The organism is Glycocaulis sp. (assembly GCF_052168375.1).
Lineage (GTDB): Bacteria > Pseudomonadota > Alphaproteobacteria > Caulobacterales > Maricaulaceae > Glycocaulis.
In genome coordinates, this window is record NZ_JBQLZR010000309.1 from 1 (window position 1) to 11,886 (window position 11,886).

Genomic DNA, 11,886 nt, shown 5'->3' on the forward strand with positions numbered 1-11,886 from the left:
CATCAGCAGATAGGTCTGCTCCGCGCCGCGCAAATCGCCTTGCGTGGCATGACGTATGGCAAAGACGCCCCGCTCGGTGCGCAGGACCGCGCCATGGACCGAGCGCTCGACCGGTCGCGTCACCTGAAAGGCGAACGGGCCCCAGAGGTGGACCAGCATGCGTGCGGTCGACCGCTCGAACGGCACATACTCGCCATCGAGCAGGTAGGAGCGGTCATCGTCGGAGACGGTCAGCTCATAGACATCGATAAGATCTGGCCGGTTGATCGTCGCGGCATGGGCCAGCCCCGGATTGGCGCCCAGATGCAGCACCGGCACGCCGGGAAACGTGCCGCCAGCAAAGTTCAGTCCCTCTGCCGACATCATGTGGGTTTCATACCAGGCGACCGGCCCCTCGACCGGCTGGTGGGAATTGATGACTACCCGCGTCGCCCCGTCATCGGAGCGCGAGGGCGCAACTGCAATTGCGTTGGAGCCCAGCTCATGGCGCTCGCCCGGGGCTATGAAGTGCACCTGAAGTTCCTGCCCGCGCGCGCCATCACGCTCGACATCAGGCGCGAAAAGCTCGGTCAGCACATCGCTCATGCCGTAAAAGAGCGGGAAGTAGAAGGCGGCCAGTGCGGCCACATCTTCCCCGGTCACCGGGAAGAGATCACGCACCCGCTCGTCCGGGTGCAGCGCCGCATAATAGTTCAGCCCCGCCGCATAGCCGCTGAAGAGAGCGCGGGTGTCGAGCGATAGCTGGCTTTCATACTCGGCGGCCACAAGGTCGGTCACGCCGAGCGCCTGCACCAGATAGGCGCCTCTGGCCTCGCTCTCGTCAGCGGCGAGCATCTCCGGCCCCAGCGCAGCGCGCAGCGCAAACTGGATAGTGGCGAAATCATCTTCTGCGTGGGCGTATGCGAGCGCGAAAGCGGCATCGCCATCGGTCTCACCATAAACGCGCGGCACGCCCCATTCATCGCGGAAAATTTCCGCCTCGAAATGCATGGCATCAGCGAGCGCGGCCTCCTCGTCAAAGCTGCGCACCTCCAGCGGAACAAGGCGCAGTCCCGCGCCAAAGGCGCCAGCGACTGCAATAGCCAGCACTACCGGCACCGCTATGACCCAGATACGTCCGATCCGCATGGAACCGCCCCCCGTTTCGTTGACTGCCGGGTCAGTGTGCACGCCAGAGGCAGACGCGCAACGATGGGCTTGCGCCGTGCACCTGCGCAACGCACCATCGCGCCATGAGCCATATCGACCCGACACGCGAAGCCTTCACCCTGTTCAAGGGTCTCGACCGCACCCAGCCGGTGGAGATGCTGAACCTGTTACGTTTCCGCGAAATCGCCGCCTACCCGGACGGCCGCAAGATGAGCGGAGAGGATGCCTACAAGGCCTATGGACGCGAAAGCGCACCTGTCTTCCAGCGCGTGGGCGGCAAGATCATCTGGCGCGGCGCGCCGCAGGTAACGCTGATCGGACCGGCTGAGGAGCGCTGGGACATGGCCTTCATCGCCCGCTATCCCAGCGCAGCTGCGTTTCTGGAAATGGTGACAGACGCGCACTACCAGCAAAATGCCGTGCCGCACCGTCAGGCTGCGGTGGCCGACAGCCGTTTGGTGCGCCATGCGGCCCTGCCGGTTGGGGACATGTTCAGCTGACGCCCAGAAGGCGCGTCAGCTCCTCTACGCTTTGTGCATAGGCTGGTGCACGCTGCGCCACCGCCTCGCGCCGCACCACGCCGCCAAAGCCGATAAAGGCATCGGCTCCGCCACCGGCGAACGCCTCGTAGTCGGTAATGCCGTCACCGACCATCACGGCAAGGTCGGCGCCCGTGAGGCTTTTCAGTGCTGCGGCCACCGGCCCTTTGCCGCCAGAGCGCGAGAGCGGATTGTCGCGGTCAAAATCACTGACCTTGCCGGCCTCATCAAAGACGAACCGGTTGGCCCGGATTTCACCGGGCGCGAACCCGAGCGCGGCAAGAGCAGGGGTGATGAGTTCGGAAAACCCGCCCGACACTGCGAACACGCCCAGCGAGCGCGCACGCAGCACGTCGATCAGTTCCGCCATGCCCGGCGTCAATTCGGCGGTGAGAGCCTGCGCTGCGTCCTCGACATCGCTGCGTTGCAGCCCGGCCATGGCAATGCGGATTTCCAGCGACTGCCTGAAATCGAGGGAACCTGCCATGCCCTTGTCGGTGATGTCTGCCAGCTTTGCGGCACGCGCCTTGCCGTCCGGTTGACCTTCAAGGGCGCGGGCCACGGCAAAGTCGAGGCTCTCCACCTTCAGCAACGTGGAGTCCACATCAAAAATGATGATACGCGCCATCGCCCGGCCCCCGGAAAACCCGTCCTGCTAACCCGCAGCCACGATACCGGTTCCAATCGGGCAGGTGACGCCCGTGCCGCCAATGCCGCAATAGCCGTCCGGGTTCTTGGCAAGATATTGCTGGTGATAATCCTCGGCGTAGTAGAACGGCCCGGCCTCGCGGATCTCGGTCGTCACCGCACCCTTGCCGGCGTCCTGCAAAGCCGCTTCATAGGCTTTTGCCGAAGCCTCGGCCGCGTCCCGCTGCGCCGCGCTGGTCCAGTAAATGGCCGAGCGGTACTGCGTGCCGATATCATTGCCCTGACGCATGCCTTGCGTCGGGTCATGGCTTTCCCAGAACACCTTCAGCAAGGTCTCAAAGCTGATGCGCTTGGGGTCAAAGACCACCCGCACCACCTCGGTATGGCCGGTGCGGCCCGAACAGACCTCTTCATAGGTCGGGTTCGGCGTGATACCGCCGGCATAGCCAGCTGCCGTGTTCACCACGCCCGGCAACTGCCAGAACACGCGCTCCACGCCCCAGAAGCAGCCCATCGCAAAGATCGCCTCTTCGTGGCCCGGTGCGATTTCGGCTTTCAGATTGCCGCCCTTGACGAAATGGGCGGCCGCCGTCGGCAAGGCCTGGATGCGGCCCGGCAAGGCTTGATCCGCCGGAACAAGCTCGGTCTTCCATTGTGTATCGCTGCGCAGGCGCATGGGTTTGCTCCACTGGATCGTCGTTCGACGAAGAACATAGGCACGACACCCCGCCGCGTCATCTGCCGCGCCTGCATCACACCCTTCTCCGGCAAGGCAGGCACTGGCCAGCGTGGCCATCAACGCGCCATGATTACGCTGTGATGATCGCGCGCCTGCCCATGAAGGGCGAACAACACAGGTATGAGGGAAAACCCGCAATGAGCGTCACAGTCATGGTCCTCCTGATCGCTGGCGGACTTGCAGCCTTGCTGGCAGGCGGTGAAAGCCTGGTGCGCGGCGCGTCTGGCCTGGCCGCCCGTCTAGGTCTGTCGCCGCTCCTGATCGGACTCGTTGTTGTGGGGTTCGGCACCTCAATGCCCGAGCTGACAACCTCGATCACTGCCGCGCTCGATGGCGCACCAGACATCGCCGTCGGCAATGTCATCGGCTCGAACATTGCCAACATTCTTCTCATACTGGGCCTTGCCGCCCTTGTCCGCCCGCTGGCAATAGACCTGCGACCATTCCGGCGCGACGGCACGGCGCTCGCCCTCTCGGCACTCCTCGGCGCGGGAATGATTGCCTTTTTCGGCCTTGAACGCTGGGGCGGTGCGATCCTGCTGGCAGGCCTTGCCGCCTACCTCGCCATATCCTGGTGGACGGGCAGGCAGGCACCGGCTGCTGACGACTCCCTGGCTACAGCGCCCAAAAGCCGCCTCTGGATAGACCTCGCTTTTCTGGCTCTCGGCTTTGCCGGGGTCATTGGCGGGGCCTGGCTGCTGGTTGAAGGCGCAGTTGCCGCGGCGAGCGCGCTGGGCGTCTCTCAGGCCGTGATCGGGCTGACCATCGTGGCGGTCGGAACCTCCCTGCCCGAGCTTGCCACCTCGCTCAGTGCCGCACGCAAGGGCGAGGGCGAGATTGCCTTTGGCAATATCGTCGGCTCCAACATCTTCAACATTCTGGGCATTCTGAGCGTCACCGCCCTGATTTCACCCCTTCAGGTGACAGGCAGCCTCGCAAGCAGTGATCTTGTGATCATGCTGGGGGCTACCGTCATCCTGCTGGTGCTGGCTCTCTGGAAGCAACGCATCGCGCGCCTCGCAGGCGCGCTCTTCCTTGTCCTGTACGCTGCCTACATCACCTCGCTGGCGCTGTAGGCAGCGTCGGACAGGCCATCAGGCGGGCGCTGCAGCGCCCGCCATTTTGTGGATTTCACTCACCAGACCGGGGTCCAGCTCCAGCCGGATCGCCAGCATGTTGAGATAGGCTTTCTCCGCCGGTGTCTCGCTCTCGATCGCAACGAGGGAGGCGGCATAAATCTCGGCGGCGATTTCCGGGCTCGTCGCGCCTGCAATGACGGCGTTGAGATCCAGCGGTGCGGCCAGTTCGTCAAACACGAAAGCCTTGTCCTCGGCCGAGAGATCGAGCGTGTTCAGCCGGGCAAAGATGCGCTCCTTCTCGGCAGCATCAATCTTTCCGTCCGCCTTGGCCGCCGCGATCATGGCACGCAGCAGCGTGCGCGCGAGCGCGTCCTGCGCGGTCTCGTCCGACGGCGCAGGCAGGAAGCCGCTGTTGGCCGGCGCTGCCTCATAATCGGCATCAATGGCCGGAACACTGCCCTGCGGCGCGACACGTGCCGATGCACCGGCAGCGCCGGACTGACCCGCATTCTGCCGGCTCTTCTGCCAGGCGTGATAGGCAAGACCGCCAATCGCCGCGACGGCGCCGTACTTTGCTGCCTTGCCCAGCATCTTGCGACCCGAGCCGCCCATCAGCATGGACGCAGCCAGACCGGCGGCAAGCCCGCCACCGCCCACCATCGCGGTCCGCCGCGCATTGGGGTCGTTCTGAAGGGCATCAAGAATGCGGTTCACGTCGATCATGGCAGCGTCCCGGGCAAGAGGTGAAAGCGGCAGCCCGGCAGACCGGTGCCACATGTGTGCATTGCACACATGGCAGGGAGATAGGCACAGCTCCGAGCCGTCTCAAGTAGGCCTGAACGCCTTGCGCAGCGCCGCCGTGTCAGCGTGCTTGACTGGCCATGGTTCTCAGATAGTTTGCGCCGCCTTGCGGTGAGGTGGCCGAGTGGTCGAAGGCGCACGCCTGGAACGCGTGTATACGGGAAACCGTATCGTGGGTTCGAATCCCACCCTCACCGCCATAATCCCATGGCCTGACCTGTGCTCGCTGGCGTTCTGGAGGCAGACGCGCCCGGCCCGCCCCTTGTCAGGGCAAGGAGCAGGCCGGTGACTATCGCGGGGGCAAGCCCTAGCGGCGATTGTCAAAAATCGCGAAGCCGATCGACAGAGATCCGTCCAGATTGCGTCCTTCGATACGCACCGTTGCCAGACGGCCATCGCGCATACGCACGCAGGACCACGAGCCTTCCTGAAGCAGGCCTGAGGGTATCTGTGTGGCCACAACCCGGCCGCAGTCCTCGGCGCGGGGAGTTGCCGATGCATGATAGAATGACACGCGCGCCGAACCGAGGGCTTCCAGACCCACATTCGTCAGACGGACATCCGCATCAGCAAGCCCGTCCCGAATGGTCTGACCGATGAGATCGATCGACTGACCCGGTGACACCTGCAAGCGTTCGTCTGCAACCGGCTCCAGAAGTGGAACAAGGGCTGTCTGAAAGGTCTCAGGCGCGCAGTCGGCAAACCAGACATGTTCACCATCCAACCCGTACCGGCCTGCAATGGCGAACGTATTGGCCTCCGCCTTTGGATATACCCGGCCCGCCCACTGACGATCACCCTCGGCAAACCTGATTTCATCCTCACGCCATGACGCAGGGACGGTGAGCTGTTCGCGCATGCTCACGCCGAGCACCTGCCCCTCAAGCACGGCATCGCCATCGCTCTGGGGCTGAACGGACATGCGGGCGGAAATTACATTGCCGCCCTCCAGCCCGATAATGCCGCAGCTCATCCGCGGGCCGCGCGGTGCAACCGCAACGAAATCGGGTTCGATCACCCCAACCGCCCCAAAGCCGGGTTCCCAGGTCGTGATGTCGAGACGCAAGACAGGCTCGCGCGCAGACAGGCCGTTGAGAAACTCGATGCGGGAAACATTGCCCAGATTGGTCCGTACGCACAGGTAATCACCCGCCCGTATGCTGCGCGCGTCGAGCGGTGTTTCTGCAAGGGCAGCACGCTGACAGTCAGCAAATCCGATACCTGACGCGCGAAGCAGCGCGATTTGTGCACCGTTGGATGGTTGCAGACGCTCCGAACCGGGCCGGCCCAGCAGGATCAACTCACCCGTCGTCTGTGCGATGGTGCCTGCCTGACCCCGGTCGAGATCGAGCAGATACGAAGTCTCCAGTGAGTCCGTGACCGTGGGGAGAATGCTGCGACGGCCTTCGAAGACAATTGTCTGGGCACTTGATGCAGCCGTGGCGGCAACCATCAGTCCGGCGGCAATAAAGCAGGCTTTCATGGTGCTCACTCCTGCCAGGTGACATAGCGCAGGCCAACCGGCATCCCGGCCGCGCGCGGTGTCTCAGTTACGATGAAGCTGGAAATCCGGTTATTGCCGGTCGACGCACAGAACAGGTCACCTTCGGCCAGAAAGGCCACCGGAATGGCGTCCTGGCTGGCATCCTCCACTGCCGAAAGGCAGCGATCAATGTGGAGAGGGTCGAAGACACGGTCGGGATCCTGTCCCCGGGCCACCCGGATGAACCGGGCCGACAGAACCGGTGCCAGCGCGGGCGATATTCCTGCCGTGTGAATGATATCGGCGGCATCCATAGCGCTGCCAGCCATGCCGGTTTCGAGATCAAGATAGGCACCGCGGGCAAGGGCAATATCGCCGCGCGAAGCCAAACCTCTGCCGGCATCATCGATCTCTGCCGACATGTCCGGGTTGCGCGGCCGGCAATCACCAAACCAGACCCCTTGCCAGTCATCTCCATAGCGCCCGGCGAGGCGCCGCACTTCCGTCCCGTCCTCCGCTGTCAGATGGACAAACGCTTCATAGCGCTGGCCATTGATCATGAAGCGGACCTGCGTTGCCGACCAGTCCCCGCGCACGATGAGGGTGCTGCCCTGCCGCACAAGTTCGCCGTAAAGGCTGGTACCATTGACGTCCGCGCGCAGCACGGCGTCCTGGCGTGCATTCGATGCGATCTGACCAAAGCTCAACGCACACTCGTAGGACTGTTGTGCAAGAGCGGCAGGCGCCCAGAGCACTGCCGCAGCTAATGGCAAAAAGCCAAAAGACACATTTCCAAGCTTCATGAAACTTCCCCTCCTGTTACGGACCGCCCTGCCCTCTTATCTAGATTCAAGAGTGCCACTGGCCAGCACAAGGGTAAGCAGACGACCTGACTGCCAAATGAACGGGGAAATCTGCTCTGTCCGGTCAGCCTTCAGTCTCGCCGGTCCTATATCCTGCCCCGCTTACGCTGCGCGCCGCTGCGTGAGCAGCCGGATGCAAAACGCTGTCTCGGCGAGGATTGTTACGGCGTAGGCAGGCAGGAACGCCGCAGACAGCTCCGGTGCGAAGAACCGCAGCGCGCTGCCCGTCAGGTAGACGAGGCCGGCCAGAGCAAGACCAGCACCGAAAATTCGTGAGAACACGCCCGAACGCCAGACGAGCACACCCATGATCAGGCTGTTCACGGCGAAGAACACAAGGCCGAGATCGTAGCCGTGCCCGTGCAGGTCGAGGAATACCAGCGCCAGCTCCTGCGCATCCTCAATGCCGCTTTCGCCGGAAATCAGCAGCCACGCAATCTGCATGGCCATGAGGTTTGCCGCGATCAGGACGGTCTGGATCAGACGGAACACCATGGCCGAAAGGGCGAGCCCCGGAGCCATGGACCGGAAGATCAGAAGGAGCAGTATCGCCAGCCCCGCATCACACAGTGCCATGACGAGATCGGCTGCCATCGCCAGCCGGAACTGACCGGGCGCAGCCAGAATGGCCGCCGCCGTGCCTTGCGCATCTGCCAGATCAATGAGGGGCGCGCGCAGGCCCAGCTCCGCACCCAGCCCGGCAATGATGATGACGAGATAAAAAAGCCCCGCAAATCGGATCTGCCAAACCAGGCCCGGGGTCAGGGTCAGTCGGGTCATGGCCGGTTTCCTTCGCAGTGAACACGCCTTCAATCCGGGAGTAGACCATACAATCAATGTCGAAGGCGATTATGGGTGCCTTGCATCCGTCCGCCCGCCTCATTCAGCCCAGCGCTGCTGCATGGGCGCTCGCCCACGCCCACTGGAAATTATAGCCGCCCAGCCAGCCGGTCACATCGACGCACTCACCGATAAAGTAGAGGCCCGGTACCAGACGGCTTTCCATCGTGCGCGATGACAGTGCAGCGGTATCGATACCGCCGAGCGTCACTTCCGCCGTGCGCCAGCCTTCTGTTCCCGCCGGCAGGACGCCCCAGTCCGACAGGGCCTTGCACAAGGCGTGAATGCTGGCATGGGACATGTCGGCCATGCGCTCGAAAGCGGGCAAATCCCCGCGTGCGGCCAACAGGGCCACCAGCCGGTTAGGCAGCAGCGTTTCCAGCGCGCTCAGAAGCGATTTGCGCGGGCTTTCCGCCTTGAAGGCGATCAGCGCCTCGGCTGCGTTCTGGCCGGCGAGCAGGTCGAGGCGAACTTCGCCGCCCTCTCGCCAGTAGGAGGAAATCTGCAGGATGGCAGGTCCGGAAAGCCCCCTGTGGGTAAACAGCATCGCCTCGTCGAAGCTCGCGCCGTCGAAGCCTGCGCGCACCGGACAGGCAACGCCAGAGATCGAGGCGAAGTCCTCCTTCTCCCGGCCTTCGAACACGAAGGGCACCAGGGCCGGGCGCGGTGTAACGACCTCATGTCCGAACTGGCGGGCAATATCATAGGCAAGGCCGGTTGCGCCCATCTTGGGAATGGAAAGCCCCCCGCTTGCGACGATCAGGCGGCCCGCCTCGATCTTCCCGCCTGATGTCTCGACCAGAAAGCCATCCGCGCTGCGTGCAATGGCACCGACGCGCGTTTCAAGACGCATCTCGCCGCCTGAGGCATGAAGCTCTCCGACCAGCATGTCGATAATGGCCGCCGAACGCCCGTCACAAAAGAGCTGGCCCAGCGTCTTCTCGTGCCAGCCAATGCCGTGACGGGCGAGCCGGGCGGTGAAGTCCTCCGGAGTGAAGCGCGCCAACGCGGACCGTGCAAAATGCGGATTTTGGGAGAGGAAGGCTTCCGGCCGGGTATGGATATTGGTGAAATTGCATCGCCCTCCACCCGAAATGCGCACCTTTTCGGCTGGCTTGGCCGCGTGGTCGACGACCAGCACACGCAAGCCCGCCTCGCCCGCTCGCGCGGCGTAAAATAGGCCCGCAGCGCCGGCACCGATAACCAGAGCGTCAACGCGCGTCAGTGAATTGGAAGGGTTGGACATGCGCCCTCCTGTCCGGCGTTGCGCGTGCGGCGTCAAGTCGGCAAACCGCCTCAGGCTCGGGCAAAGCGGCGCAGACTGAACGGTGAGAGATCGACCGAAGACGCGCGCACGAGGGCAAGCTCCGCTACAAGGTCTGCCGTGATGGCAGCAAGCGTCAGGCCAAGGTGCTGGTGCCCGAACGCATAGAGAATATTGCCATTGTCCGGTATCCGGCCGATTGCTGGCAGGTAGTCGGGAAGCGTGGGGCGCGGACCGGACCAACGTTTGCCCGTGCCGCTCACGGGCAGGCCCAGCATCCCGGCATGCCGTTCCAGTCTCTGCCATTTGCGAGGATCAGGCGGTGCATAGGCCGAGCCGAACTCGGTCATTCCGGCAAGGCGCAGGCCGCTGTCAAAGGCTCCGGCCACGACGGAATGTTCTTCAAACACGGTCAAGGGCAGACCGGCTGGCCAGTCATGCTCCTCCCATCGCACCGAATAGCCCCGCTCCCCTATCAGGGGCACAGCTAGCCCCAGGGTGCGAAGGACGACCGCCGATCCTGCCCCTGCAGCCAGAAGTACGAGGTCAGTTTCCAACACCGCACCGCCTGCGAGATGAACCAGAGCGCGGCTCCCATCGCTTTGAAGGCTGGTGACCGTGGCGGCTACGGTCTGCACACCAGCCTTTGTGCCTGCAGCCAATAGATCCTCGAGCAAACCACCCGGATCACGCACCTGACCGGTCCCTGAAAACCGCAGCCCCCCTGCCGGCCGGCGCGCCAGCACGGTTTCATACTGGTCAAGCTCGAAGGATTCCATGGGACGGATGGATGCCGTCCCGAGCGGCGCCTTCTGCCAGGCCTTTTGTCCTCGTGCTGCACGGAGGGGATCGAACCAGATGATACCATGCCCCTCCATGCGCACTGCCCTGTCTGGCAGGCCTGCATCGCGCGCCAGTTCAAGCCAGGCATCCCCGGCGCCTGACAGAAGCGCGCTCAGGGCGCGTGTGCCGCCTGCAAACCGGTCAGGCAAGGCGGCGCGGACAAGCCGGGCAGACCAGGGCAGCCAGAGGCCAGCATCACGCAGCCGGAAATCGACCGGACCGCCGGTTGCAAACAGGCGCGACGGTACGTTTGCGAGCGTGGGAAGCGAGGCCAGCGGCGTCACCTGTTCGGTGGCAATATGGCCGGCATTGCCAAAGGCCGCCGCGCGCTCCCTGTCGCCTGGATCAACCAGCGTGACATCAAGCCCTGCCGCCTGCAGGCGGAAAGCGCATGCCGCTCCTATGATGCCGCCACCGATAACGGTGCAGGTTCGTCCGCGCGGTCCGCCATCTTCGCTCATCGCGGGTCCGTTATCGGTTCAACGCCGCGAAACGGGTCATCGAGGCTGTGCGATGGCTCGGTGAACCAGACCGGCCCATCCTGCCCCATGTAAAAATGGTCCTCCAGACGCACCCCGAACCGGCCGGGCATGACAATCATCGGCTCGTTGGAAAAGCACATACCTGTCTGCAACGGCGTTTTATCGCCGCGCACCAGATACGGGCCCTCATGAATGTCGAGCCCGATGCCATGTCCGGTCCTGTGAGGCAGGCCGGGCAGGCGATAATCAGGGCCATAGCCCAGCGATGTCAGGAAAGTACGCACCGCATCATCGACCGCCTCGCATGGTCGGCCGGGCCTTGCCGCTTGGAATGCCACGGCCTGGGCCGCCTTCTCATGCTCCCAGACGCGGCGCATATCGGCATCCGGTTCGCCAAAGACATAGGTGCGGGTGATGTCCGATTTGTAGCCGTCAACCATGGTGCCGGTATCCACCAGCACCACATCGCCTTCGGACAACACCCGGTCGGTCTCGCCGCCATGGGGAAGTGACGTGTCAGGGCCAAAGGATACCGCGCAGAAGAAGGAGCCGCCTTCGCCGCCAAGGGCTCGGTGCTGGGCATCGATATAGCTGGCCAGTTCAGAGGCGCACAGGCCCGCCTGCAACTGCCCGTGCGCGCGGCGCTGGACCTCCAGTGTTATCGCCTTGGCATGGGAAAGAAGTGCCAGCTCTGCCGGGGACTTGCGCGCCCGCAAGGCCTGCAATCTCGCCGATCCGTCAGCCAGCCGGTCTGCACCCATCACACCGGCAAGCCCGTGCCAGACCCAGACCGGCATGAGCGGATCGATGTCGAGACGACCCTCAGGCATCGCCGCAGCGACGAGGCGGAACGGGCTCTCATGCTCCTCCCAGCAGAGTATGTCAGCCTCTACCTGCGCGGCAGCGGCAATCTTGCCTTCCTCAAAGCGCGGGGCGATGTAGGCAATCCTGCCATCAGACCGGACGAGCAGGGCGACAAGGCGCTCTGTCGGCGTCCAGCGCAGGCCTGCAAAATAGCGAAGCCCCGATTGCGAGCCGATTAGCACCGCGCCCGTTCCGTCACGGTCAAGGCTCTCGGCCAGCCTCTCGATCCGGGCGCGGCGCTCGTGAACGCTGATCGGTGGCGGCAGTGTCATGGTTGGCCAGCTCCTCGGAA

12 protein-coding genes and 1 tRNA gene are annotated in these 11,886 nt (G+C 63.9%); 3 read left to right on the top strand and 10 right to left on the bottom strand.

Going from position 1 to position 11,886, the window contains the following annotated elements:
* On the bottom strand, positions 1-1,128 hold a 1,128-nt coding region (locus ACTS2Z_RS12650), incomplete at its 3' end, for a penicillin acylase family protein (RefSeq protein WP_442573570.1).
* Positions 1,129-1,232: 104 nt separating this feature from the next.
* Between ACTS2Z_RS12650 and ACTS2Z_RS12655 the strand changes: the two genes are divergently transcribed.
* Positions 1,233-1,649 carry a DUF1330 domain-containing protein gene (locus tag ACTS2Z_RS12655; protein WP_442573571.1) on the top strand — a complete coding sequence of 139 codons (417 nt, stop codon included), beginning with the start codon at positions 1,233-1,235 and terminating at the stop codon, positions 1,647-1,649.
* On the opposite strand, the gene ACTS2Z_RS12660 is transcribed toward ACTS2Z_RS12655, so the two are convergent.
* A complete protein-coding gene (locus ACTS2Z_RS12660) occupies positions 1,642-2,316 on the bottom strand; it encodes an HAD-IB family phosphatase (RefSeq protein ID WP_442573572.1) in 675 nt (224 codons plus the stop codon). The two genes, ACTS2Z_RS12655 and ACTS2Z_RS12660, sit on opposite strands and share 8 nt — an antisense overlap.
* Before the next feature lie 27 nt (positions 2,317-2,343).
* Positions 2,344-3,012 carry a peptide-methionine (S)-S-oxide reductase MsrA gene (msrA, locus tag ACTS2Z_RS12665; protein WP_442573607.1) on the bottom strand — a complete coding sequence of 223 codons (669 nt, stop codon included), beginning with the start codon at positions 3,010-3,012 and terminating at the stop codon, positions 2,344-2,346.
* 200 nt (positions 3,013-3,212) lie between these two features.
* Between msrA and ACTS2Z_RS12670 the strand changes: the two genes are divergently transcribed.
* Positions 3,213-4,151 carry a calcium/sodium antiporter gene (locus tag ACTS2Z_RS12670; RefSeq protein WP_442573573.1) on the top strand — a complete coding sequence of 313 codons (939 nt, stop codon included), beginning with the start codon at positions 3,213-3,215 and terminating at the stop codon, positions 4,149-4,151.
* A gap of 18 nt (positions 4,152-4,169) precedes the next feature.
* On the opposite strand, the gene ACTS2Z_RS12675 is transcribed toward ACTS2Z_RS12670, so the two are convergent.
* A complete protein-coding gene (locus ACTS2Z_RS12675) occupies positions 4,170-4,877 on the bottom strand; it encodes a tellurite resistance TerB family protein (protein ID WP_442573574.1) in 708 nt (235 codons plus the stop codon).
* Positions 4,878-5,065: 188 nt separating this feature from the next.
* Here ACTS2Z_RS12675 and ACTS2Z_RS12680 point away from each other — a divergent pair.
* Positions 5,066-5,155, top strand: a tRNA-Ser gene (locus ACTS2Z_RS12680).
* A gap of 107 nt (positions 5,156-5,262) precedes the next feature.
* Here the strand turns inward: ACTS2Z_RS12680 and ACTS2Z_RS12685 are convergent.
* The 6 genes from ACTS2Z_RS12685 to ACTS2Z_RS12710 all read right to left on the bottom strand — a co-directional run bounded on the left by ACTS2Z_RS12685 (position 5,263) and on the right by ACTS2Z_RS12710 (position 11,866).
* The gene (locus tag ACTS2Z_RS12685; RefSeq protein ID WP_442573575.1) at positions 5,263-6,438 is read right to left on the bottom strand and encodes a hypothetical protein; all 1,176 of its coding nucleotides are present in this window, start codon (positions 6,436-6,438) and stop codon (positions 5,263-5,265) included.
* Positions 6,439-6,443: 5 nt separating this feature from the next.
* Entirely contained in the window at positions 6,444-7,241 is a 798-nt protein-coding gene (locus tag ACTS2Z_RS12690) for a hypothetical protein (protein WP_442573576.1), read from the bottom strand.
* A gap of 162 nt (positions 7,242-7,403) precedes the next feature.
* Positions 7,404-8,081, bottom strand: a complete 678-nt coding sequence (locus ACTS2Z_RS12695; RefSeq protein WP_442573577.1) for a DUF4386 domain-containing protein — start codon at positions 8,079-8,081, stop codon at positions 7,404-7,406.
* Between the two features lie 103 nt (positions 8,082-8,184).
* Positions 8,185-9,387 carry an NAD(P)/FAD-dependent oxidoreductase gene (locus tag ACTS2Z_RS12700; RefSeq protein ID WP_442573578.1) on the bottom strand — a complete coding sequence of 401 codons (1,203 nt, stop codon included), beginning with the start codon at positions 9,385-9,387 and terminating at the stop codon, positions 8,185-8,187.
* Positions 9,388-9,437: 50 nt separating this feature from the next.
* A complete protein-coding gene (locus ACTS2Z_RS12705) occupies positions 9,438-10,709 on the bottom strand; it encodes an NAD(P)/FAD-dependent oxidoreductase (protein WP_442573579.1) in 1,272 nt (423 codons plus the stop codon).
* Entirely contained in the window at positions 10,706-11,866 is a 1,161-nt protein-coding gene (locus tag ACTS2Z_RS12710) for a M24 family metallopeptidase (RefSeq protein ID WP_442573580.1), read from the bottom strand. The genes ACTS2Z_RS12705 and ACTS2Z_RS12710 overlap by 4 nt, the downstream gene beginning before the upstream one ends.
* Positions 11,867-11,886 lie beyond the last annotated feature (20 nt).